Genomic DNA, 23,740 nt, shown 5'->3' with positions numbered 1-23,740 from the left:
CATATAAGAATGCAAGGGATGATTCACCGTCAATACACCATATTCATGAGGTTGCCGTGTCGGCGTGATGTCGACCCAAGACGGCGGCCTGGCCCGCCAAGCGGCCACGAAGGCCGGACTTCAGGCGAAACGCCGGATATCAACCGTTTTTTCAGCGCTGCCAACGTTCACGGCCCGCTCACGTGAGGTTTTTGTGTACTCGTGGTGGAAAATGGGGATTCGTGGGGTAAAGTGGTGAGACAGGTGTGGCGGAGTGTATCCAATAACGATAAAGGAGGTGGGATCGATGGCTGAACGCGATGACGATATCAAGCCCGCGGTCCCCTCCGACACCCCGCCTGCCATGCCCGGCGAGGCCCAGCCTCCCGTTTTCGCGGTTCCTCCCACCTCTTCCGCACCACAGTTCACCGCGGATCCGTCCGGGCAGCAGCCCGCCTCGCAGCAGTTCCCGCAGCCTGCTGCCCCGCAGCCTGCCGCCCCGCAGCCCGGCATGGTCGCCTACGCCTATGATCCCCGGCAGGGGTGGGTGCTGGTGAACCAGTCGCAGCAGCCTATGCAGCCCGTGCCGCCCGCGTTCATGCAGCCGGCAGTCCAGCCGCAGCCCGGCCAGACGATTCAGCCGGGCCAGGTCGCGCAACCGCTTTCGCCTGACCAGCAGGACCAGTCTGCGCCGTTCATGCAGCCTGCCATGATCCAGCCTGCCATGCCCCAGTCGGCCGCCCAGCCGTACGGGCAGCCCGCCATCGGCCGGGAGGCACCCCGGCCCGCCGCCCAGCCGCAGCAGTCCGGCACCGGTGCCGAGGTCATGCTGCTCGGCACGTATTCCCCGAAGATCGACGTGAAAGGCCGAATGGCGTTGCCCGCGAAATTCCGCTCCCAGCTCGGGCCGGGCGTGGTCATGGCGCGCGGACAGGAACGTTGCATCTACCTGTTCCCGCAAGAGGAGTTCCGGCGCGTTGCCATGCAGATCCAGCGCACGTCGCTGGGCAACAAGGCGGCCCGCGAGTATCTGCGTGTCTTCCTGTCCGGTGCGGTCGACCAGACCCCGGACAAGCAGGGCCGAGTCCTGGTGCCGCAGATGCTGCGCGACTACGCAAAGCTCGGCGACGACATCGTGGTCATCGGCGTGGGCACCCGCGCCGAGATCTGGAACCGCCAGGCCTGGGACCAGTACCTTGCCGACAACGAGCAGGGCTACTCCGATATTGCCAACGACGTCCTGCCGACGATGGAATGGTGAGCGCGTATGACGGATTTCTCGACGATTCATCAGCCGGTCCTGCTTGACGAGTGCGTGGACCTTGTCGCCCCGGCGTTGCGCGAACCCGGCAGCATCGTGGTCGATTGCACCCTCGGGCTCGCCGGGCATGCGTGCGCGTTCCTCAAGGCGGCCCCGCACGCCCGCCTGATTGGCATCGACCGTGACCGCGAAGCACTGGGCATGGCGACGCAGCGCATGCGCGAGGAAGGGCTTGAGACGCGCTTCACCCCCGTGCACGCCGCCTTCGACGAATTCAGCCGTGTCCTGCACGATCTGGGCATCCACAGCGTCCAGGCGGTGTTCATGGACCTGGGATTGTCCAGCCTGCAGATCGACGAGACCGACCGCGGCTTCTCGTACTCGCATGACGCGCCGCTGGACATGCGCATGGACGTCACCCAGAGCCTGACCGCCCGGACCGTGCTCGCCCAATACAGCGAACGCGACCTCGCCTACATCTTCAAAACCTATGGCGAGGAACGTTTCGCGCGTCAGATCGCCCACGCCATCGTCGAGGAACGTGCCACCGGCCCGATCGTGACATCCGGCCAGCTCAACCGTCTGGTGGACCGCACCGTGCCCAAGGCGCACCGGCCTGCAGGCAACCCGGCGAAGCGGGTGTTCCAGGCGCTGCGCATCGAGGTCAACGGCGAACTGGACAAGCTCGCCCACACCCTGCCGCAGGCCGCGAACCATCTTGCCGTCGGCGGCCGGCTGGTCGTCGAGTCCTACCATTCGCTCGAAGACAAAACCGTGAAAAGCTTCATGCGTGACGGTCTGGAATCGGATGCGCCCGCCGGCCTGCCGGTGATCCCCGACGACGCCAAGCCGTTCTTCACCGCCCTCACCCGGGGTGCGGTGAAAGCCGACGAACAGCAGATCGCCGACAACCCGCGCTCCGCATCCGTGCGTCTGCGTGCCATCGAACTCGCCCGTCCGATCCCCGAACGATGGCGTGAACGATTCGAACACATGGCTGTCGACGGCGTCGGGCGCGATCGAAGGGCCGGCAGCCAGCATCACGGGCATGGAACGCACGGAACAAGGAGAGGATGATGGCGGCTCCCGCACGCAGAATACATTCGAACGCGACCCCCGCGAAGCATACGGAACGCGCCGAGGAGACCCGTGAGGCCAGCACCCGCCCGGCACTGCACCTGGTCAAGAACGAGCGCGTCGAGGCGAGCGCCCGGCGCAACCGTTTCCAGCAGTTCCTTGAATGGACCCGGTCGCGCAGGGCCCCGCTCCTGCAGATCGCGGCCGCCATCGTCTTCCTCTCGGCGACGCTGGTGGTCGCGCTCGGCCTGCGCACCCAGATGGCATCGAACTCGTTCGAATCGGACCAGACCGAAAACCATATCGAACAGCTTCAGCAGGATATCCAGACCGACCAGACCAAGCTCGACTCCCTCCAGGCGTCGCTGCCGCAGAAGGCCCAGGACATGGGGATGGTGGCCCAGCAGGATTCCGTGACCATCGACCTCAACGGATACCAGCCCAGCGACGGGAGCAAGTGATATGCGTCCATGGAAACGGCTGTCGCGCTCGCTCGGGCAGTTCGGCACCCGCTGCGTCCTGGTGATGCTGGTCTTCGCCCTGGTCGCGGCGGCATGCCTGCTGCAGCTGGGGAACCTCCAGCTGATCAACGCGAAAAGCTACGCGGCGGCCGCGCAGAAGGGGCGCACCACCACGGTGACAATCAAGGCGAGCCGCGGCAAGATCGAAGACACGAACGGGACCGTCCTGGCGCAGAGCGTGGAACGCTATGACATCATCGGCGACGCGGTGCTCTCCCAGAGCTTCAAACCGGTGAACTGCACGTCGAAGAACAAGTCGTACTGCCATGCCGTCAACGGCAAGCCGGTCGGTACCACCGGGGCGGCGGCGGTGGCGCGCCTGGTGTCAGGCATTCTCGGCATCGACGCGAAGACCCTGGGCGCACAGCTGAGCACCAGCTCGCAATACGTGGTCCTGAAGAAGAACGTGTCCCCGGAAGTCAAACGCAAGATCGACAAGCTGCATCTCGGCTGGTGTGTGTACGGCATCCCGTCAAGCATCCGCGAATACTCCAACGGCACGCTCATGGGCTCGCTGCTCGGCGGTGTCGACGCGAGCGGCAAAGGCGTCAGCGGCATCGAGCTCATGGAAGACAAGACGCTGACAGGCACCAACGGGAAGGTGACCTACCAGACCGGTGGCCAGGGGCAGACGATTCCGGGCACCCAGGTCGACAAGACGGAAGCGGTCAACGGCTCGGACGTCAAGCTCACCATCGACGCGGACGTGGACTGGTATGTCAAGAAGGCACTGACCGACGGCGTCAGCCAGTTCCACGCCGCGTGGGGCATCGCAGTCGTCCAGGACGTGAAGACCGGGGCGATCCTCGCGCTTGAGGACTCGGACCAGGTGGAAGCGGGCAGCACCCAGGCCATGCAGAACGCCTCGCGCGCCGTGGCCACGACCTTCGAACCGGGGTCGGTCGGCAAGGTCTTCTCGATGGCGGGCATGCTCCAGCTCGGTCTGCACAAGATGACCGACCAGTTCACCGTCCCCAGCACCATCACCGTGGACGGGCAGGACTACAAGGACTCTCACGAGCATGGCACGAGCAACTGGACGCTTGCGGGGATCCTGCAACAGTCCTCGAACGTCGGCATGATCATGGCCGCCGACAAGTACACCAGTGAGGAACGCTATGAATTCCTCAAGAAATTCGGCATCGGCCAGGCCAGCGGCATGAACCTCCCCGCGGAATCAAGCGGTTCGCTGAGCAGCCCCAGCAGCTGGGACGGACGCACCCGCAACACGGTGCTGTTCGGGCAGGGCTATTCGACCAATGTCCTGCAGATCACGAACGCCATCGCGACCATCGCGAACAAGGGCGTGAAGAACCAGCAGTACATCATCAAGTCCGTCACCGACGCCGAAGGGCACACGACCACGCCCAAGCGCGGCGAGCCGGCCCGTGTCGTCGATGAATCGGTGGCCTCCCAGATGCTCAACGCCATGGAATCGGTCGGCGAATACTACCAGAACGAGGCCGGTGTACCCGGGTACCGGATCGCCGCGAAGACGGGAACCGCCCAGGTGGCCGGCGCGAACGGCGCCCTGACCTCGATCGTAGCTGACTGGGTGGGCGTGCTGCCCGCCGACAATCCGCGCTTCGTGGTCACCGTCGTCCTCAAGGACCCCGAGGGGACATACGGCGGCATGACCGCAGGCCCGGTCTTCAAGACCATCGGTGAATTCCTTATGCAGAAGTACCAGGTGCCGACCTCCTCGCCGCGCACCGATGCTATCCCGGTGACGTGGTAATGCATAAGGCATACGCCAGGAACGGCGGTCGAACCGGTTTGGAACGGACAATCACAGAAAGGGACGCCTGATGAGCGTGGTGACAGAGGCCGTAGGCCTGCGGATGACACTGGGCGACATCTGCGCACGATACGATTTCGAACTCATCCCCGGGTTCGCGGGCGGTGTGACCGTCACATCGATCAGCAACGACATCGACTCGATCAAACCCGGCTCCCTGTTCACCCCCTTGCAGGACGTCGACGCCGAGACCCTGCACGTCGCCCATGCGCACGGCGCATACGCCGCACTCATCCCGCACACGTCGAAGGATCTCGCCGAACAGGCGGGATACCCCGTCATCGTCGCCGAACCCACGCCTGCGCAGATCGGATCCCTCGCCGCCACCATGGCCGGCGACCCGTCCAAGCCGCTCGCCGTCTTCGCCGTCGGCGGCCACGACGATGACGAGGTGCGCGCCTGCACCATCCGACTGGCGGCGTTCCTGCACATGCTCGGCAACCCGGTGGGCCAGATCAACGCCGCCGGATCATCATCATTGGAACGGCAGCTGAGCCTGTCGTACCCGCTGAACATCTACGATATCCAGCACATCATGTCCGTGTGCGCCGAGGACGGCGCCGCCGCCATCATCATCGCGCTCGAACCGGGCACCCTCGCCGACCATGCGCTGGAAGGCGCCGAAGTCGACGTGGTCGGCTCGCATGACACGCTCACCGCCGACACGGGTCATGCCATGCTCGACGAGTGGATGGAACGCTACGGGTTCAGCCTCAAGGACGGCGACCGCACCATACGCCAGCGTGACGCGGAAACCGACGGCATCGCCGCCGAAGCAGTCGACGGCGGCCCCGGCACGGCGGAAGCGTCCCGGCTGAGCCTCGCCATCTCGATGGTCATGGCCGCCGGCGTCAGAAAATCCAACATCCGCAGCGCATTGAGGGTCTCCCACGAGATGCGCTAGCGGCTGCCGGCATCGCGGCGGCGAACCGCGACGCGAAGCGGCCGCCCACGCGGCATACGGGACATTCGACACAGACCCTGACCGGCACATGCCGGAGACCACAACCATCAGGAGGACAGGACAATGACACAGGAAGCGGCCATGATGCCGGTGACGCTCGCGCAGGTCGCCGAGGCGGTGGACGGCGCATTGCACATCCCGGACCAGGCCCGGGCCCCGCAAGGGGTGTTCGAACCGACGGTGGTCAGCGACTCCCGCCAGGCGCATGACGGTTCGATATTCGTCGCCATCCCCGGCGAACGGGTCGACGGGCACGATTTCGTCGCCCAGGTGGCCGGCAAGGGCGCTGCGGCGGCGATCGTGGAGCATCCGGTCGACGCCCCCATCGCCCAGATCGTCGTCAAGGACTCGGTCATCGCCCTGGGGCGTCTCGCCCGGTATAACCTCGCTGCACGTCGCGCCGCCGACGGGGATTTCACCATCATCGGCATCACCGGTTCCGTTGGCAAGACCACGACCAAGGACCTGCTGCACGCCCTGCTTGACGAGCTGGGGCCCACCGTGGCCCCCTTCGGCTCGTTCAACAACGAGATCGGGCTGCCGCTGACCGCATTGCATGTCGGCAAGCGCACGCGCTACCTCATCGCCGAAATGGGGGCGAACCACGTCGGCGAAATCGCCCGCCTCACGCAGATCGCACCCCCGGATATCGCGGTCGTGCTCAAGGTCGGCGTGGCACACCTCGGCGAATTCGGCTCACGCGAACGCATCGCCCAAGCGAAAAGCGAAATCGTCCGCGGCCTGGCCCCGCACGGGACCGCCGTACTCAACGCCGGCGACCCGTATGTCGCCGCCATGGCGCGGATCGCCCCGGCGCGCGTCCTATGGTTCGGCCTCGACGACACCAGGCAAGAAGGCGCGGAACCGGCGACCACAGCGCGCGACATCACCCTCGACGACCTCGACCACCCCTCCTTCACGCTCGTGGACGCCGACGGCGCCACCGCCAAGGTGACCCTCGGCATCAGCGGGCGGCACAACGTGGCCAACGCGCTCGCCGCCGCCACGGTCGCCCGCGCGTGCGGCATGACGCTCGAGCGCATCGCAAGCACCTTGAGCCGCGTGGACCGCATCAGCGCCCACCGCATGGCGGTATCCCGCATCGAGCGGGGCGGAGCGCACTTCACGCTCATCGACGACAGCTTCAACGCGAACCCCGACTCCATGAAAGCGGGGCTTGACGGCCTGGCCGCATGGCATGCGCAGGACGGCAGGCAACCGTACCGGATCGCCGTGCTCGGCGCGATGCTCGAGCTTGGCGACACCGAACGCGACCAGCACCGGCAGATCGGCGCTTACACGGTCGGGAAGGGCATCGATGAGATCATCGCCGTAGGCAACCGTGCCGATGCGCATTTCGACGCGCTCGCCGAAGCGGTATCGCAGGGCGCGCGGGAGCGCGTGGAGGCGTCGGGCCGTGACGGTGTCTCGATACACTGGGTACATGATGCCGCGCAGGCCGACGAGCTGGTCGTGTCCGCGGCGGCGAACCACGCCGACACGGTGGTGCTGCTCAAGGGCTCGCATATGTCCGGGCTCAGCGCGCTGGCCGAACGTTGGTCCAAATAAGTCCAAGCAAGGCTTCGTGAGCTGAACAGGAAGTGGAGTAGACAGTGATCTCGCTTATCATCGGCATTCTGGTTTCGCTGCTGGTCGTGTTCTTCGGCACGCCGGTGCTCATCAATATCGTGCACAAGCTGCATTACGGCCAGTACATCCGTCAGGACGGTCCCAAATCCCATCAGGTCAAGCGCGGCACGCCGACGATGGGAGGGCTGATCATCGTGCTGGCCATCCTGCTCGGCTGGGGGGCCTCGGCGCTGTACCGTTTCTGCACCGGCGGCTCGACGCCCTCATGGTCGGCGGTGCTGGTGCTGTTCGCGATGGTGTCGATGGGCCTGCTCGGCTTCATCGACGATTTCGCGAAGGTACGCAAGAAGCAGAACCTCGGCCTGTCCGTGCACGCCAAGTTCATCGGCCAGTTCATCTTCGCGACCTGCTATGCGGTGCTCGCGCTGATCATCCCCACGAAATCGGGCTTCCCGAGCGCCCAGGCCGGTATGAGCTTCATCGAGAAGCCGTTCTGGAACTTCGAATCGGCCGGCAAGGTCGGCGCGATGATCCTGTTCATCATCTGGGTGAACTTCCTGATGACGGCGTGGACGAACGCCGTGAACCTGACCGACGGCCTGGACGGCCTGGCCTCGGGCTCGTCGATGATCGCGTTCGCCGGCTACGCCATCATCGCCTACTGGGAGTGCTACCACCTCAAGGGCGCCGGGCATGAAGGCTTCTCGTACGCGGTGTCCGACCCGCTTGACCTGTCGATCATCGCCGTGTGCGCGGCGGTCGCCTGCTTCGGTTTCCTGTGGTACAACTCCAATCCGGCGACCATCTTCATGGGCGACACCGGATCCCTGGCCTTGGGCGGCCTGTTCTCCGCCCTGTCGATCGCCACGCACACCGAGTTCCTGGCGATCATCCTGGGCGGCCTGTTCGTCATCGAGGTCATGTCCGACGTCATCCAGGTCAGCTGCTTCAAGCTCACCCACAAGCGCGTGTTCAAGATGGCGCCGATCCACCATCATTTCGAGCTGCTCGGCTGGAGCGAAGGCAAGGTCGTCGTCCGGTTCTGGATGATCGAGCTGCTGTTCACCATGACGGCAATCATGATGTTCTACGGCGATTGGGTGACACGCTCGGGATTGCTGCTGTAGCACGAACCCCCGTAACCGGAAGGCGTTACGGTCGTGTCGAACACCTGCGGATTGCGCGAGAGCGCGGAAAAGAGATGACATGAACGACGAAAAGAGCGACGAGATGAGTGGCAGCGGCAAGACGATCGCCGACATGACGGTACTGGTCGCGGGGCTCGGCGTCTCCGGTACAAGCATCGTCGAGGTGCTCAAGGGGCGGGCCAAGGATGTGATCAGCGTCGACGAGCGTAAGCCGGAGGCTGATCTGCACTCCTTCGACGACGTGGACTGGGACCGCATCGACCTGGTGATGACCTCCCCGGTGTTCAACCCCCGCACCCCGTTCATCCTTGAGGCGCAACGCCGCGGCATCCCCGTGTACAGCGAGGTGGAGCTCGCCTGGCGTCTGCGCGTCGACACCGCCGGGACGGGCCGGCCGGCGCCGTGGATCGGCATCACCGGCACGAACGGCAAGACCTCGACCACCGAGATGACCTCGGCGATGCTGACCGCCTGCGGACTGCAGGCGCCGGCGGTGGGCAATATCGGCAAGGCGGTCTCGCATGCCGCCGTCGACCCGGCCAATGACGCGCTGTGCGTCGAACTGAGCTCGTTCCAGCTGCATTTCACCGAATCGCTGGCATTGGAGTGTGCCACCATCACGAATATCGCCGACGACCATCTTGACTGGCATGGCGGCATCGACAACTACGCCGCCGACAAGAGCAAGGTGTTCCGCGGGGTGCGCAAGGCGCTCGTCTACAACGCCGACGACCAGCGGGTCAGCGCCCTGGCGCGCGCGGCCAAGACGGCCCCCGGATGCCGCCTGGTCGGATTCACGCTGCACGAGCCCCAGGACGGCCAGATCGGCGTGGCCGACGGATGGATCGTCGACCGCAGCGGGGTCGCGGGCGCCCAGCCCGGGCAACCTTTCCAGGTGGTGAAGGTCAGCAACCTCACACACCTGTGCGAGCCGGATGGCACGGTCTACCCGCATCTGCTCGCCGACGCGATGACCGCGCTTGCCTTGGTGCTCGGCTTCGGCGCCGACCGTACGCAGGCGGTGCGTGCATTGTGCGGTTTCGCGCCGGGCGGCCACCGCATCCAGACGGTCGCCGCGGCCAGTGTCGATGGCGGCACCATCCGGTTCGTGGATGACTCGAAGGCGACGAACGCGCACGCCGCCCGCGCATCGCTGTCAAGCTTCGCCCCGAAATCCGTGGTGTGGATCGCCGGCGGCCTCGCCAAGGGCGCGACATTCGAACAGCTGGTACGCGACCAGAGAGGCACCATCAAGGCCGCGGTCATCATCGGCACGGACCAGCGGCCCATGATCGACGCGTTCAAGGCAAGCGCACCCGACATCCCGGTGACGATCATCGACCCCGCCCACCGCGAGCAGGTGATGGAACGCGCCGTCGAGGCCGCCGGGACGTACGCCGAGCCCGGGGACGTCGTGCTCATGGCGCCCGCATGCGCGTCCATGGACCAGTTCCGCTCATACGCGGACCGCGGCGACCAGTTCGCCAAGTCGGCGCAACGTTGGGTGGAGTCGCATGGCAGGTACTGAACGCCGGACACGTTCCGAATCCAGGGGCCGTACAGCGCAATCGAGCGTGTTCCCCGCTCAGCGTGCCGATGGCGCACGCCGCCGCAGCCGTGACGATTTCGATATCCTCGCCGCCACGGACACGCCTGCGGGCCGCGGCGGTTCCCCCACAAGCCGAGGCATCCGGCCGCGTTCCGGCGGACGGCAGGGCGGCCAGGGGCGCCCCTCTCCGGACGGGGCCGACCAATCACGGTTTTCCCGGCTGTGGGAGCAAACCAGGGAAGGGCTGTCACCCAAGCGGATCGCCCGGCATGAAGGCGCATACCATGAGCAGGGCAAACCCGTGCTGGACATGGCCAGACGTGGCGGGTACCAAGGCATCCGCATGCTCCTGAACCCCCTGTGGTGCTACCACTGCTTCATCGGCGTGGTGATGTTCCTCACCTTCGCCGGCGTGATCATGGTGTTCTCCAGCTCGTCCATCACCATGCTCTCCCGGGACAAAAGCCCATGGTCCCAAGGCGCGAACCAGGCGATGTACTGCCTGGGCGGTCTGCTCATCTGCGCCGTCGCGGCGCATTGTCCGGCGCGCTTCTACCGGCGGGTGTCCGGTGTGGGACTCGTCATCTCGTGGGCGGTGCAGCTGCTCACCCTGTCGCCGATCGGCGTCGAGGTGAACGGCAACAGGGGCTGGATCAGCCTCGGGTTCACCACCGTCCAGCCTGCGGAGTTCATGAAGCTCGCCGTATGCATATGGATGCCGCTGGCGGTCATCATCGCGGCGAGCCGGTCCGAGGAAAGCCGCAGCCGCGCACCGTACACCGTGCCGATCGTCATGCTCGGCGTGTGCCTCGCCCTCGTGCTGCTCGGCAAGGACATGGGCACGGACATGATCATCCTCGCCATCGGCGTCGTCGCCCTGCTGATAGGCGGCATGCCGTTCCGCTGGTTCATGGGCATGGTGGCGCTGGCAGGTGTCATGGCCGCCGCCCTCGTGATCCAAAGCCCCAACCGTCTCGCCCGTGTCACCGCCGCATACACCAAGTGCAGCACCACCCAGGTCCAAGACACGTGCTACCAGAGCATCCACGCGAAATACGCGCTCGCCTCCGGCGGGTTCGCCGGCGTCGGGCTCGGCAACTCGCGAGAGAAATGGAACTACCTGCCCGAGGCACATAACGATTTCATCTTCGCAATCATCGGCGAGGAACTCGGCTTCGTCGGCACGGTCCTGGTCATCGTGCTGTTCGTGATCCTGGGATGGTGCCTGCTGAGCGTCGCCTTGCAGGCGACGGACCGGTACACGTCCATGGTGCTGATGTGCATCATGGTGTGGATTCTAGGCCAGGCGCTGGTCAACATCATGGTCGTGATCGGGCTGCTGCCCGTGATGGGCGTGCCGATGCCGTTCATCTCCGCCGGCGGGTCGTCACTGATCATGTGTCTGGGCGCGGCAGGCGTGGCGATGAGCATGATGCGCCAGCAGGCGCAGATCGCCACCGCCACTGACCGGCTGAGCTCGTGACCCCGTGGCCCAAGCCATACGCGGCATCGCCATGGCAACGCACACACGTAGCGGTAGAGTGGTAAGTCGATGCTGGTACCGGTGACACGTATCAGCCCGGACATACGCGAGGTGGACACAAGCATGACGAATATCGTATTGGCCGGCGGCGGCACCGCCGGACATGTGAACCCGCTCCTGTCGGTTGCGGACGCGATCAGGCGGATCGAACCCGACGCGAACCTGAGCGTCATCGGCACGGCGGTCGGCTTGGAGCACGACCTGGTCCCGCAGGCGGGCTACGAGCTGGACACCGTGGAGAAAGTCCCGTTCCCGCGCCGCCCGAACAAGGACGCGCTGACCTTCCCATGGCGCTGGAACCGCGAGAAACGCAAGGTGCGCGCGATCCTGGAACGCCGCGGAGCGCAGGTCGTCGTCGGCTTCGGCGGCTATGCCTCCGCCCCCGTGTACTCGGTCGCCCACGGCATGGGCATCCCCGTGGCCATCCACGAGCAGAACGCCCGCGCCGGCATGGCCAACAAGCTTGGCGCCAAATGGGCGTCGTTCATCGGCACGGCATACGGCAATACCGGGCTGAAACCAGGCAAGGGAACCGTCATGGAACGGGTCGGCCTGCCGCTGCGCCCCGCCATCGCGCAGCTCGCCGCAACCATCAGGACCGACTATCGTGCGGTGCGCGCCCAGGCGGCGGCACAGCTGGGCATCGATCCGGACCGTCCGGTCGTCGTCGTCACCGGCGGCTCGCTCGGAGCGCTGAGCCTCAACAAGGCGGTCGCCGGTGCCGCCGCGGATCTGCTGGAACGCGCCCAGGTCATCCACCTGACCGGCAAAGGCAAAATCGACCAGGTCACGGCCGACGTGACAGCAGCCGCCGGGGCAGGCGTCCTGAACGACCTCGACCCCGCCCATACCGGCCAGGGCGATTATCACGTCGCGCAGTACCTGGAACGCATCGACCTGGCGTTCGCCTGCGCCGACCTGGTGATCTGCCGTGCGGGCGCCGGCACGGTATGCGAGTTGACCGCGCTCGGCCTGCCCGCCGTATACGTGCCCCTGCCGATCGGCAACGGCGAGCAGCGGTTCAACGCGCAGCCGGTCGTCGACGCGGACGGCGGAATCATGGTCAATGACAGCGATTTCACCCCCGATTGGGTACGCGGCCATATCGCCGGACTGCTGGACGACCCGCAACGTTTGCACGAACTCGGCGACCACGCCTGGCAGTACGGCATCCGCGATGCCGCCGACGTCATGGCACGCCACATCCTCGCGCTCGCCACAGCGCGCGGATAACCCAACAGACGACAACACCCCACGGCAAGCCGGACGGTGTACAAGCCGTCATGCCATAATGGCCATACCACACAGGGACAGCAACCAAGAGAAAGCAGTGCCTTCCATCATGAATACAGAGCCCATCGTGCTTGACCCGACCGTCGCAGCCTTCACCGAAGACCAGCACGTCAACGATCTGGGAACCACCCATTTCATCGGCATCGGGGGAGCGGGCATGAGCGTCCTCGCCGAAATGCTCCACGAGCAAGGCGTGCACGTCACCGGCTCGGACAGGGAGCGCAACGCCAAAACCGAACGGCTCGAAGCCCTCGGCATCCCGGTCGCCATCGGCCAGCATGCCGACAACGTGCGCGACGCCTCCACCGTCGTCTACTCCAGCGCCATCAAACCCGACAACCCGGAAATCGTCGCCGCGGCGGCGCAAGGCGCGCACATCGTGCACCGCAGCGACATCCTCGCGCTGCTCATGAACCACCACGACGCCGTCGCCGTGGCCGGCGCACACGGCAAGACCACCACCAGTTCGCTGCTGTCGCACATCCTCGTCCACGCCGGCACCGGCGACCTCGCCGATCCAAGCTACGCCATCGGCGGCACCATCCAAGGCCCCGACGGGCAGACCCTCGACGGCGGGCACGCCGGGAAAGGCCATATCCTGGTCGCCGAAGCCGACGAATCCGATGGCAGCTTCGCCAAATACCGGCCCGCCATCGCCATCATCACCAACGCCGAAGCCGACCACCTCGACCATTACGGCACGCCCGACCACTATTGCGAAGCCTTCGTCGCCTACGCGTCACACGCCCGCGACCATGTCGTCATGACCGCCGATGACCCGGGCGCCCTCGACGTGCTGCGTGGCCTCGACGATGCGGTCATGCACCGCACGGTCATCTACACCACCCAAAGCCGCCAGCTCGTCATCGACGCCGTCGCCCAGGCCGCCGACGCCACCATCGTCACCATCACCTCCGAAAGCGAACATGCCGGCAACGGGGAAGAACAATTCACCATCGACATGCCCGCCGCGCTCACCGGCGACGAACACGCCATCCCCGTCAGTCTCAAGATCCCCGGCATCCACAACGCCCGCAATGCGACCGCCGCCATCATCACGGCCGCCCTGCTGGGCATGGACCCCGATGCCGCCGCGCAAGCCGCGGGAAGCTTCCTCGGCGCGTCCCGCCGCTTCCAGGTGCGCGGATGCGAAAAACAAGTCACCGTCGTCGACGACTATGCACATCACCCCACCGAAATCACCGCACTGCTCAACGCGGCACGCCGCCGATACCCCGACGCCGCCATCCGCGTCCTGTTCCAGCCGCACCTGTTCTCACGCACCAAGTTCTTCGCACGCGAGTTCGCTGAGGCGTTGGCGCTCGCTGATGATGTGATTGTGACCGGTATTTACCCGGCACGCGAAAAGCAGGAGGATTTCCCGGATATCACCGCGCAGACCATCGTCGATGCCGCACAGGGGATTGACCACGAGCCGGCGGACTGGATTCGTGCGGTCGACGACATGCATACCGCGGCGCTGATGATGGCGATGCGTGCACACCATGGGGATGTGATCTTCACCGTGGGTGCCGGCGACATCACCGCCATGGGCGCGGTGCTCCTGCATGCGCTCGAGGCGCACCGCGAGAACTGCGAGGACTGACATGCCAGGACGCGTCGCACGAAGCGGGCAGGACAGCGGTGACGGACACCGCCATAGCGGCGGGCGTACGGCACGATCGGCGGCAGGGCGCGCCGACGGACTCTCCGCGCGCTCGCAAGCGGTATCGGACACACCGCTCGACGCGGCCCGCGACGCCTCATCGGCCAAGCCGGTCTCCCGTCGTCAGCGCTCCGGACGTACTGCCATTCCCGGGCGAACCATATCCGGGCGAACCGTGTCCGGCCGTATCGTCGGCTCGCAGTCCGGTGCATCCCGGCAGACCGAGCCGGGGAAAGTGCCGGGAACATCCAACGGCAACGCCCCACTGCGCAGGGCGTCGCGCGGCATGGCGTCGCGCGGCGTGTCGGCGGCACGTGACGCGGTTTCCCATGATACGGGATCACGCGGTACGCAATCACGCGGCATGCAATCACGTGGTGCGCGATCACGTGACGTGCAATCACGTGACGTGCGTGGTGCCGTAGGTTCTGCACGTGTCGCCGGCAACAGGGCGGCCGCTTCCGCATCGCAGCAAGCCGCCACGGTATCGGGCGGCGTATCCCGCGCGACCGGTTTCGTGGACGCGCGCACCCTGCGCAGCGAGGACCTGGTAGCCAAGACGCTCAGGGAAACCACCGGGCCATTAGGGGTGGCGGCACGCCCGAAAGTCGTGGATTTCAACGAGCGGGTCAAAGAGCGCAGACATGCCGGTGCACTCATGGTGGTCAAGCGCGTGGCGATTGCGATCGTATCCATCGCCGCCGTCGTCGGCGTGGTGTGGGCGCTGTTCTTCTCGCCGCTGCTCATGCTGGATGCCGCGCAGATCACCGTGAGCGGCGCCAACGAGTGGGTGAGCGAAGACAAGGTCGAATCCATCGCGTCCGCCCAGGCGGGCAAATCCCTGCTCCTGGTGTCCACGCATGATGTCGAGACCCGTCTTGCAGACATCCCGGGGGTAAGCAAGGCGTCCGCGACCAAGCAGTATCCCAACGGCATGAACGTCGTGATCACCGCGCAGGAGCCCGCAGCCATGCTGAAAACCCCGGACGGGTCGCTCACCGCGGTTGACGGCAAGGGGCGGGTGCTCAACTCGGTCAAGAACGCCTCAACGGACGGGATTCCCGTCATCGAGGTGAAAGACGTGGCCAAAGGGCTGAAAAGCCGATCCGTGGTGACTGCCGTGAAAGTGCTGGACTCGCTGTCTTCCGCCATGCGCGCGCGTGTGAGCAAGGTCACCGCGCAGACGCAGGATTCCATCACCACCGAACTGGACAACGGCAACTACACCGTCATCTGGGGTGATGCCTCGCAGATGAAGCTCAAGAAAGCCGTGGTCGACAAGATCATCAACGATCCCAATGTGATCGGCGACAAGCATTCCGTGGACGTGTCGGCTCCGCTGCGGCCGATTATCAAGTAGCCGGTTGGCGGTTGTGTGGGCGCGCGTTCGCGTGCGTGGCGGGTGCGTGGCGGGTGCCGGTTTCGTGAGGGTTGCTTGCTGTTGTCGCCTTGCGTATGTGGCGGCATGCAGAATGCGCCGTAATCGCTAGGCGATAGCCGGTTCTGTGGGGATATGTCGGCTTGCGTATGCAGTGACATACGCGATGTACCGTTTGGCGGCATGCACGGACTTGTCAAGCGAGTATGTCGTGACTTTCGTATGCAGGGACATACGCAACTTGCGATTACTCTTGCCGGCGATACTGGTTTGGTGAGGATATGGCGCGTTGTGTATGTGAAGCCATACGCAGCTTGCGCATCGGTACGCGAGATTGACGCGGCTGTGCAATGGACAGACGGCTGCGCATGGATTGACATACGTAACCTATCGATTCGGTGGTTGGTGATTCGACAAATCTAGCAAATTCAATCAGCCAGGATGCTCAGACCAGCCAGACCGCCCATGTCGTCCGGTCCGGTCAGACCACCGGCCGGACCAGTTCAGTCCTCCCGGTCGTTTTCGGCGGGCATCCTGGTCGGTCGGGCGGTCAGCGTGTGAGGATTGGCTCGCACACTGACCGGTTGGGTGATTCCGAATCGGTGGTTTTACTCGGTGTGGTGTGTCCGTGTGAGGATCGGCTCACACAACGCCGGGTTGACGAGTCCGGAAGCGCTGATTTGGTTTGGTTGTGGGGCATTGTGTGAGGATTCGCTCACATGGTGACGGGTCGGATGCTCGGAACTGGCGAGATCGGCATCCCAAGGAGCGGGTATGTGAGGATTGGCTCACACGGTGACGGTGCAGCACGTCGCGGGTCGCTGATTCGGCTTGATTGTGTGCCATCGTGTGAGGATTGGCTCGCACAATCGCCGGGATGATGCGGCCAGAGCCGACCCACACGGCGCGAAAGCGGTCACCTGTCACTTCGCGTCGACAATCGCCGCCGGGTGCCGCTTGCTGAACCGCAGGTAATACAGCGCCGAGCAGATGAGGATTGACAGCAGCGAGCCGAGTGGCGCGGCGCATCCCATGGGGAACAGGTTGTCCGGCCACAGCAAGGATGCCGCATACGCCCCGGGGATGCGCACGAGCAGCACCGACGCAATATTGTGAGCGAACGTGTACAGGGATTTGCCGTAGGCGCTGAAGAACCCGCTGAAGCAGAAGTGAACGCCTGCCAAAATACAGTCGAAGGAGTAACTGCTCAGGTATTGCGCCCCGTACCTGACCACCGCTTCGTCGTCGGGGGAGAAGACGCGCACGATGTCGGCGCCCCAGATTTGGCTTGCGAGGCACACAACCGCACCGTACGTTATGCACATGGTGATGCCGTATCGCAGCGCCGTCTTGCTGCGCGAATGTTGCCGTGCACCGGCGTTCTGCCCGGCGACCACCGACACGGTTGACAGCATTGCCGAGGGCACAAGGAACAGGAAGGAGATGATTTTCTCGACGATGCCGACGGCGGCGGAGATTTCCAGACCGCGCCCGTTGGCGATGGCGGTGATCACGATGAACGAGACCTGGATGCACAGTTCCTGCAGTGCGATTGGTGTGCCGATGGTCAGAATCTGCCGTGTGCCGGCCCAATCGTAGGCGAGGTCGGCTTTCCGGACGCGAACGCCGGTGTTGGCGAACTTGAGATAGATGAGGGCCGCTGCCACCGAGAACGCTTGAGAAATGACCGTGGCGAGCGCGGCGCCTGCCGCTTGCATATGTGCGCCGCCGATGAACGCGAGGTCGAGTCCCACGTTGAGCAGTCCGGCGAGGGCAACGAAGTACATCGGGTGTCGGGAGTCGCCGAATCCGCGGAATATCGCGCTGATCACGTTGTACGCGACAATGAACGGGGTACCGAAGAAGCAAATGGTCACGTAGTCGTGCGCCTGGCTGAACGCTTCAGGCGGCGTGGACAGCAGACGCAGCAACGGGTCGGCGCTCGCGGTCAGGGCGATGGTGGCGATGATCGCGACAAAGGCGAACAGACGGATGGATTGTCCGATCTGGCGTTGCACCTTGCCCATGCGCCGGGCACCGATCGCGTGGCTGATGGTCACGGTGATGCCCGTGGTCAGGCCGACGATGGTGACGGTCACCAGGTGGGTCATCTGGCTGCCCGTGGAGACGGCTGAGACGGAGTCCGCGCCGTTGAATCTGCCGACGATGAGCAGATCGGCCAGTTCGTAGCAGCTTTGCAGGAAGCAGGTGATGAGATAGGGGATTGAGAAGCGCAGCATGGTGGGGATCAGCGGCCCACGGGTCAGGTCCCCTTTGAGATTTCCTGTGGTGGAGCGTGCATCGGTGGTTGCGGGAATCGCATTGTTTGCAGCGGTATTGGTATCGCTCACGTCAGTTGCGGTATGCTGCGTTTCGCCGGCTTGTGCCATGGTTCTCTCCTCGCGATAGCCGCAGGTCGAGTGGCGCGACGGCATGCGGTCGGCCGGTTGAAACCGGATGGTTCCATAGGTAACGCCGGCTGTAGACAGGGGAGAGGTGCGGGATGGCATTATTAATGCCAACGCAGTTGACCAATCACTGTTCACGGTAAACAAAAAACGCCACCCCTTGCGGAATGGCGTTCGTTGTTCAGTGGAGCTGCGGGGAATTGAACCCCGGTCCGGTGACCGTACCCTCAGTCTTCTACGTGCGTAGTCTGCTGGCCGTGCGGCGGTTTTTCTGCCCCCATCGATGTCGCAGACAACTGATGGCGAGCATATCCGCAGAAAAAGTCCCCCAGCCACCCTGCGGTGCAGTGGCCGGAGCAAGTCTCCTAAACGACGCTCAACATCTCCCCGAAGACGAGGGAGAGTGAACGGAGCGGCTGCTCACTGGTTAATCCTGGCGCGAAGCTCAGGCAGCGAGAGCAAACTCAGTGCGGTTAGATTTAGCACTTATTGTTTCGCGGAGGGCATCACGAGTGGACTCCGCGTTCTCGGCACGCTTCCCTGCGACGAACAGGTCACCGTCGAAACCGATCAGCCCCTTTTGAATTATCAAACCCCGGATTAGACCGGACTTTTCAGTATACGACATATCGGCGCTCGGCTCAAATCGGCTGCGAGCCGAACGGATGATGGTGCAAACGAGTGGACGAGCGGAACGCCGAAACCAAACAAACCGCCGCACGAGCGTAATCACCCCGCCATGGCCGTGCGATAAAGTGGCGGTATGAGAATCGTATTGCAACGGGTTAGCGAAGCCAGCGTCGACGTGATCGACCCCTCCACGAACAGCGTCGATCCGACATTCGCCAAGCAGACCGTCGGCACGGGGTATGTGCTGCTCGTCGGCGTCGCGGATGCGGACGGTCAGCGGGAAATCGACTGGCTTGCCGGTAAAATCGCCCGTCTGCGCGTATTCGAGGATGCGGACGGCCGCATGAACGAGTCGATCGCCCAGCATGACGGCGAAATCCTCTCCATCTCACAGTTCACGCTGTACGGCAACATCCGCAAAGGCAACCGACCGAGCTTCATCGCCGCCGGCGAGCCCGAACACGCCAAACGTGTCTGGCTCGCCTTCAACGAAGCGTTGCGGGCGCAAGGGCTCACCGTCAAAGAGGGACGATTCGGCGCGCACATGCGGGTGTCGTTGGTCAACGACGGGCCGGTGACGCTCGTGGTGGACACTGCGGAGGTGTTGGGGGAGTAGGAGCCAAGGTGTCTGAGCTGGCGGCACGTGCATAGTTGTTGATGTGTTCGTAGTGTCTTGTTTCTTGGACGGTATTGCGAAGTGTGGTGATGATGGGCTGACTTAAGCAAACGCAAAGTAAAGAAAAACGTTGAACGATGCTATAGTGATTAGCGGGAATCCGCGCTTTCCGTAGTGTGTTCCCCGCGCATGCGGGGATGATCGCTTGTCATCAAGATGATTGAAATCTGCGGAAACGACAAGAAAACGAGGAAACGGGAATAAAGGCAAGGGGCTCCGAATATCCTAAGTATCCGGAGCCCCCGGCCCCGACCATACAGCATGAGGCGAACATGAACAAGCAGTCAAAGACATGGTGCACGCTGTCGGCTGTTGCCGGCATTATCTCCTGCCGGTATCGGAGGCAACCCGATCGCCGCTGGACTTGCCGGAATGTCAGCCGGGTTGCTGGCCGCCACCGCCATCATCACTGGGCGTGACGCATGAAACGGTATCTCAGCCTGACCGAGGTGGCGCAGCGGCTCGGCATCACCAAAGGCGCCTTGGCACGATACAAACTGCCAGAGCCGGACGTGGTCGTCGGCAGCATCCGCGGGTGGAGCGAGCAGACCATCGACGAATGGAACGCATCCCGTCCCGGACACGGCGGCAGGCCACGCAAGACCGCGTGACAATGCATGAAACGCCCCGCATTTGGTGAGCGTCAGGAGAGAAGTATTTCCGTGCATGCAGGGATGACACAACGTATGCGGCGTATGTTCTTTCCATAGGTGTTCCATAGGTAGAAGGACGTGCTCGTTGATGCGCTCAGGGATAGACGCTGCGATTGATTCGCTCGTTGCCGGTGCCGTTTTGTGTGATGCTCACCGCATGTGCCGATTCATGAACCCGCAGAATGGAGAGACAACGTGGCACTGTATTTCTCCAGCGCGGTGGAAGGGGAAACGACTATCATGAGAATCGACGATTGCGAGATAAACATCCCGGTCATTCGACGGCTGTGCGAGGAGGCGACGTAGATGATCACATACGAGCAGGCATGCGATATCGCCGCGTCAGCGTTTCCGGGCGCTGTGTTCTCGGCTGCATTCGAATACCCAGGGGGCTGGGTGATCAACGTCGAATCGCATGGGTGGACGGAAGACCAGCCCGTGAATGAGTTCGGCGTGTCCGTCATCGTCCACAGGTCAGACGGCAAATGGGATTACTTTGACGTCGGCAACCCGGAGTTTCTGGATGTCCTCGGCATAATGAAGCGTATCGCGTTGCCTGACAAGTACGTCGAGATGATCCGCCCCAAGCACAATGCTGGATAGATAACCTGCAGAACCAATGTCACAAGCCGCCTTCGGGCGGCTGTTCCATTACTCGGCCCGACACAATGCGATGGCATGCTCATGCTGGGGAGAAAAACAGCCTGTCTCGGTACCACCTACAGGTGGTATCGAGACAGGCTCCACCTAAAATATATCAAATATTCGCGTGCTAGCCAAGCTTCCCGTTTTCACAGTGCGGGTGCAACACCTCGGCTAGGGGTTGTGGGTTGGGGGAAAGACTACAGGCCCCAGAGGAGTATTGCGCTGATGTCGCACTACTGCTGCCTAGTGGCAAACAAACTGATTGTAGTCGGCGGGCTCTGTTTCAGTGGAAGATTGAAAAATCTGCCGGCTCGTGGGGTATTGTTGTTCTTTCATCAGTGACGGGGTGTTCCTGCGGATTCGCCATGAATTCTGATGATGTGCTCGTTGCCAGGGTTGCTGTGCGGAACGTCGACAGCGAGTCCGCGCACTGTCTGCCGGTCGACGGGCATACTGATCTGTTGGTGATTCGTGCGGTTCGTACCAGTGGTCGGCAACGAGAGCTGCAGTGGCGTGATCCGTTGTATGTCCTAGATATATTACCGGGCGACATGGGCAAGGAAGAGCTCGGGGAAATCACCTGACGGATTAATAACATGCTATTGAGAGACCTCGGATGTCTTCATGCCGGCTCAGGCGTGGGACGAGCAGATGAAGCGACTTGCCGCCAAGGGGATACCTGTCCAAGGTGGATTCCGTGCAATAAACCCCTACCAACAATCCCGAGTGGTGTTGCACTTCAAACAAAAATGACGTGGACACGGCCGGAGGTGTTGGGGAAGTATTATGAGAACTGATCTTCGCGTTTTCATGGTGAATGATACGCGGCAAATATGAAAAAGATATGAAATAAGTAATATGTTTATTATATCATTATCGTATTAATGAATATATAATAAGAATATACAAATTCTTTCTCGATGCCGCGCCTTTCAAAAAACAAACAGCAGATGATAATAAACATTATTTAGAAGCTTATCGTTTGGTGCGAACCGATAGTTCTCATCTTGGGATGGGCGTGCTCGCACCATATTTTTGTGTATTATTAGGGCATGAATCGAGTATTTCGACTTCACGGCAGTTTGAAAAATGACAGAGTGTTCTAAGTTTGTCGTGCGTGCGGTATTCTAAATATGGCGATATGGGAATGTGTCCACATGGTGGATAATATCTTTCATTTTCGCGGTCGCTCCCCGTATGGGGAGCGTGAGTTGAAATATCTTCGAACACCTCGCCGACTATATCGACGAATGTCGCTCCCCGTATGGGGAGCGTGAGTTGAAATTCGAAGAATCAATGCACATGTTCGCGCCATATGGGTCGCTCCCCGTATGGGGAGCGTGAGTTGAAATTCAGCGTCACGCGCCGCAACATACGCACTGTCCGTGTCGCTCCCCGTATGGGGAGCGTGAGTTGAAATATGAGTACGTCGACAGGCTCTCGCAAGAGAAGAACAGTCGCTCCCCGTATGGGGAGCGTGAGTTGAAATCGCTAGGCTGGTTGCCCTTAGCTTGCACGAGCGAGTCGCTCCCCGTATGGGGAGCGTGAGTTGAAATAATGGCTGGAGTTGCTGTCCTGCCGTGGCTTGTGGTCGCTCCCCGTATGGGGAGCGTGAGTTGAAATAACGTTACGACGTCACGATCACCTATACGGCCGGTCGCTCCCCGTATGGGGAGCGTGAGTTGAAATGAGGGCGGTGCGACCACCGTCGCGGAAGGCGGGGTCGCTCCCCGTATGGGGAGCGTGAGTTGAAATTACGGAGATTCCGCCGCATGGGATGCGTACGCGCGCGGTCGCTCCCCGTATGGGGAGCGTGAGTTGAAATGGTCTGATATGCGACCTTGATGTAAGAAGTGGAGTCGCTCCCCGTATGGGGAGCGTGAGTTGAAATCCCCACTTTGCGTGGTCTACCGGTATCTTGTGCGGGTGTCGCTCCCCGTATGGGGAGCGTGAGTTGAAATACTGCCATAGAGACGGATACGATGATGAGTGCATGTCGCTCCCCGTATGGGGAGCGTGAGTTGAAATTGAAGAAATCAGCAAGCAATGGCATGAGCAACGCGTCGCTCCCCGTATGGGGAGCGTGAGTTGAAATCAGGCATGGAAGTCGCTGCCCTTCGACACGCCGGGTCGCTCCCCGTATGGGGAGCGTGAGTTGAAATGCCAATCAGGTCTTCGAGACCATCGATTTCAGGTCGCTCCCCGTATGGGGAGCGTGAGTTGAAATTATCACTCATGTGGTATACTTGTCCTTAGTCACGGGTCGCTCCCCGTATGGGGAGCGTGAGTTGAAATATCCTTTCAGCCAATCAGGTGGAGAGCCTGAAGCACGTCGCTCCCCGTATGGGGAGCGTGAGTTGAAATAACCGCTCATAGCTGACAGCGGAACGATCATCAGTCGCTCCCCGTATGGGGAGCGTGAGTTGAAATTTGTTCGCGATAATCATTGGCTCGTTGCCGGTGGGTCGCTCCCCGTATGGGGAGCGTGAGTTGAAATTACCTCGAAATGGGCGGTTTGCGCGCGATGGGCGGTCGCTCCCCGTATGGGGAGCGTGAGTTGAAATGGCCTTGAGGCAACCGAAAAAGCGTGCACGTTCCGTCGCTCCCCGTATGGGGAGCGTGAGTTGAAATGGCCACTACCTTGCCTCGGCTCGCGCTTGCGCGGCGTCGCTCCCCGTATGGGGAGCGTGAGTTGAAATATCATCGAATCGTAATAGGCGTCCCCGCTCTCAGTCGCTCCCCGTATGGGGAGCGTGAGTTGAAATGAGATCGTCGGCCGCGGCCTTTGCGATCGCTTCCGGTCGCTCCCCGTATGGGGAGCGTGAGTTGAAATATATATGAAAGGAACACAATGCACGACGACGAAGTCGCTCCCCGTATGGGGAGCGTGAGTTGAAATACCGTCGTGTCGCGTTGGTTGGCGCGCGCGGTGTTGTCGCTCCCCGTATGGGGAGCGTGAGT

18 protein-coding genes, 1 other RNA gene and 1 CRISPR repeat array are annotated in these 23,740 nt (G+C 62.8%); of the genes, 16 read left to right on the top strand and 3 right to left on the bottom strand.

The window, feature by feature from the left end:
- Nucleotides 1-703 precede the first annotated feature (703 nt).
- From mraZ to WD012_RS01880, 12 genes are all read left to right on the top strand, one after another.
- The gene (gene mraZ / locus WD012_RS01935; protein WP_422614340.1) at nt 704-1,240 is read left to right on the top strand and encodes a division/cell wall cluster transcriptional repressor MraZ; all 537 of its coding nucleotides are present in this window, start codon (nt 704-706) and stop codon (nt 1,238-1,240) included.
- A gap of 6 nt (nt 1,241-1,246) precedes the next feature.
- Nucleotides 1,247-2,317, top strand: coding sequence for a 16S rRNA (cytosine(1402)-N(4))-methyltransferase RsmH (gene rsmH / locus WD012_RS01930; protein ID WP_339562116.1), 1,071 nt, complete (start codon nt 1,247-1,249; stop codon nt 2,315-2,317).
- Nucleotides 2,317-2,778 carry a cell division protein FtsL gene (gene ftsL, locus WD012_RS01925; RefSeq protein ID WP_339562115.1) on the top strand — a complete coding sequence of 154 codons (462 nt, stop codon included), beginning with the start codon at nt 2,317-2,319 and terminating at the stop codon, nt 2,776-2,778. The genes rsmH and ftsL overlap by 1 nt, the downstream gene beginning before the upstream one ends.
- 1 nt (nt 2,779) lies before the next feature.
- Nucleotides 2,780-4,576 (top strand): peptidoglycan D,D-transpeptidase FtsI family protein, encoded by a 1,797-nt coding sequence (locus WD012_RS01920; RefSeq protein ID WP_422614331.1) that lies wholly within the window; start codon nt 2,780-2,782, stop codon nt 4,574-4,576.
- Nucleotides 4,577-4,646: 70 nt separating this feature from the next.
- Nucleotides 4,647-5,540, top strand: a complete 894-nt coding sequence (locus WD012_RS01915; RefSeq protein WP_339562114.1) for a UDP-N-acetylmuramyl peptide synthase — start codon at nt 4,647-4,649, stop codon at nt 5,538-5,540.
- Between the two features lie 141 nt (nt 5,541-5,681).
- Entirely contained in the window at nt 5,682-7,169 is a 1,488-nt protein-coding gene (locus tag WD012_RS01910) for a UDP-N-acetylmuramoyl-tripeptide--D-alanyl-D-alanine ligase (protein WP_339562259.1), read from the top strand.
- Nucleotides 7,170-7,213: 44 nt separating this feature from the next.
- The gene (mraY, locus tag WD012_RS01905; protein ID WP_339562113.1) at nt 7,214-8,317 is read left to right on the top strand and encodes a phospho-N-acetylmuramoyl-pentapeptide-transferase; all 1,104 of its coding nucleotides are present in this window, start codon (nt 7,214-7,216) and stop codon (nt 8,315-8,317) included.
- A gap of 103 nt (nt 8,318-8,420) precedes the next feature.
- Entirely contained in the window at nt 8,421-9,866 is a 1,446-nt protein-coding gene (gene murD, locus WD012_RS01900) for a UDP-N-acetylmuramoyl-L-alanine--D-glutamate ligase (protein WP_339562258.1), read from the top strand.
- Nucleotides 9,853-11,370, top strand: coding sequence for a putative lipid II flippase FtsW (gene ftsW, locus WD012_RS01895; protein WP_339562112.1), 1,518 nt, complete (start codon nt 9,853-9,855; stop codon nt 11,368-11,370). Before murD ends, ftsW begins: the two co-directional genes overlap by 14 nt.
- A gap of 123 nt (nt 11,371-11,493) precedes the next feature.
- Nucleotides 11,494-12,663 (top strand): UDP-N-acetylglucosamine--N-acetylmuramyl-(pentapeptide) pyrophosphoryl-undecaprenol N-acetylglucosamine transferase, encoded by a 1,170-nt coding sequence (locus tag WD012_RS01890; RefSeq protein WP_339562111.1) that lies wholly within the window; start codon nt 11,494-11,496, stop codon nt 12,661-12,663.
- A 109-nt stretch (nt 12,664-12,772) separates the two neighbouring features.
- Nucleotides 12,773-14,329 (top strand): UDP-N-acetylmuramate--L-alanine ligase, encoded by a 1,557-nt coding sequence (murC, locus tag WD012_RS01885; protein WP_339562110.1) that lies wholly within the window; start codon nt 12,773-12,775, stop codon nt 14,327-14,329.
- A 1-nt stretch (nt 14,330) separates the two neighbouring features.
- A complete protein-coding gene (locus tag WD012_RS01880) occupies nt 14,331-15,749 on the top strand; it encodes a cell division protein FtsQ/DivIB (protein ID WP_339562109.1) in 1,419 nt (472 codons plus the stop codon).
- 126 nt (nt 15,750-15,875) lie between these two features.
- Here the strand turns inward: WD012_RS01880 and WD012_RS01875 are convergent, their stop codons facing one another.
- The 3 genes from WD012_RS01875 to ssrA form a co-directional block, all read right to left on the bottom strand.
- The gene (locus tag WD012_RS01875; protein ID WP_339562108.1) at nt 15,876-16,001 is read right to left on the bottom strand and encodes a hypothetical protein; all 126 of its coding nucleotides are present in this window, start codon (nt 15,999-16,001) and stop codon (nt 15,876-15,878) included.
- Nucleotides 16,002-16,690: 689 nt separating this feature from the next.
- A complete protein-coding gene (locus WD012_RS01870) occupies nt 16,691-18,157 on the bottom strand; it encodes an MATE family efflux transporter (RefSeq protein WP_339562107.1) in 1,467 nt (488 codons plus the stop codon).
- Nucleotides 18,158-18,357: 200 nt separating this feature from the next.
- Nucleotides 18,358-18,753, bottom strand: a transfer-messenger RNA (tmRNA) gene (gene ssrA / locus WD012_RS01865).
- Nucleotides 18,754-18,938: 185 nt separating this feature from the next.
- Between ssrA and dtd the strand changes: the two genes are divergently transcribed.
- From dtd to WD012_RS01845, 4 genes are all read left to right on the top strand, one after another.
- Nucleotides 18,939-19,421, top strand: a complete 483-nt coding sequence (gene dtd, locus WD012_RS01860; protein ID WP_339562106.1) for a D-aminoacyl-tRNA deacylase — start codon at nt 18,939-18,941, stop codon at nt 19,419-19,421.
- A gap of 482 nt (nt 19,422-19,903) precedes the next feature.
- Nucleotides 19,904-20,092 (top strand): helix-turn-helix transcriptional regulator, encoded by a 189-nt coding sequence (locus WD012_RS01855; protein WP_339562105.1) that lies wholly within the window; start codon nt 19,904-19,906, stop codon nt 20,090-20,092.
- A 348-nt stretch (nt 20,093-20,440) separates the two neighbouring features.
- Nucleotides 20,441-20,737 (top strand): hypothetical protein, encoded by a 297-nt coding sequence (locus WD012_RS01850; RefSeq protein WP_339562104.1) that lies wholly within the window; start codon nt 20,441-20,443, stop codon nt 20,735-20,737.
- Nucleotides 20,738-21,144: 407 nt separating this feature from the next.
- Nucleotides 21,145-21,363, top strand: a complete 219-nt coding sequence (locus tag WD012_RS01845) for a hypothetical protein (protein WP_339562103.1) — start codon at nt 21,145-21,147, stop codon at nt 21,361-21,363.
- A gap of 601 nt (nt 21,364-21,964) precedes the next feature.
- Nucleotides 21,965-23,678: direct repeats of the CRISPR family, unit length 33 nt; unit sequence GTCGCTCCCCGTATGGGGAGCGTGAGTTGAAAT.
- Nucleotides 23,679-23,740: the final 62 nt, after the last annotated feature.

This window comes from Bifidobacterium thermophilum, assembly GCF_037482445.1.
Taxonomy (GTDB): domain Bacteria; phylum Actinomycetota; class Actinomycetes; order Actinomycetales; family Bifidobacteriaceae; genus Bifidobacterium; species Bifidobacterium thermophilum_B.
The sequence above is the reverse complement of the archived record's forward strand: the minus strand, read 5'-3'. Positions and strand labels throughout refer to the sequence as shown.

Coding starts and splice junctions, on each gene's coding strand:
- murD (WP_339562258.1), top strand. CDS start 8,421: ATGAGTGGCAGCGGCAAGACGATCGCCGACATGACGGTACTGGTCGCG.
- WD012_RS01920 (WP_422614331.1), top strand. CDS start 2,780: ATGCGTCCATGGAAACGGCTGTCGCGCTCGCTCGGGCAGTTCGGCACC.
- WD012_RS01870 (WP_339562107.1), bottom strand. CDS start 18,157: ATGGCACAAGCCGGCGAAACGCAGCATACCGCAACTGACGTGAGCGAT.
- WD012_RS01890 (WP_339562111.1), top strand. CDS start 11,494: ATGACGAATATCGTATTGGCCGGCGGCGGCACCGCCGGACATGTGAAC.
- rsmH (WP_339562116.1), top strand. CDS start 1,247: ATGACGGATTTCTCGACGATTCATCAGCCGGTCCTGCTTGACGAGTGC.
- WD012_RS01915 (WP_339562114.1), top strand. CDS start 4,647: ATGAGCGTGGTGACAGAGGCCGTAGGCCTGCGGATGACACTGGGCGAC.
- WD012_RS01845 (WP_339562103.1), top strand. CDS start 21,145: ATGAATTCTGATGATGTGCTCGTTGCCAGGGTTGCTGTGCGGAACGTC.
- WD012_RS01855 (WP_339562105.1), top strand. CDS start 19,904: ATGAAACGGTATCTCAGCCTGACCGAGGTGGCGCAGCGGCTCGGCATC.
- WD012_RS01850 (WP_339562104.1), top strand. CDS start 20,441: ATGATCACATACGAGCAGGCATGCGATATCGCCGCGTCAGCGTTTCCG.
- WD012_RS01875 (WP_339562108.1), bottom strand. CDS start 16,001: ATGTCCCTGCATACGAAAGTCACGACATACTCGCTTGACAAGTCCGTG.
- dtd (WP_339562106.1), top strand. CDS start 18,939: ATGAGAATCGTATTGCAACGGGTTAGCGAAGCCAGCGTCGACGTGATC.
- WD012_RS01910 (WP_339562259.1), top strand. CDS start 5,682: ATGATGCCGGTGACGCTCGCGCAGGTCGCCGAGGCGGTGGACGGCGCA.
- WD012_RS01880 (WP_339562109.1), top strand. CDS start 14,331: ATGCCAGGACGCGTCGCACGAAGCGGGCAGGACAGCGGTGACGGACAC.
- murC (WP_339562110.1), top strand. CDS start 12,773: ATGAATACAGAGCCCATCGTGCTTGACCCGACCGTCGCAGCCTTCACC.
- ftsW (WP_339562112.1), top strand. CDS start 9,853: ATGGCAGGTACTGAACGCCGGACACGTTCCGAATCCAGGGGCCGTACA.
- ftsL (WP_339562115.1), top strand. CDS start 2,317: ATGGCGGCTCCCGCACGCAGAATACATTCGAACGCGACCCCCGCGAAG.
- mraZ (WP_422614340.1), top strand. CDS start 704: ATGCCCCAGTCGGCCGCCCAGCCGTACGGGCAGCCCGCCATCGGCCGG.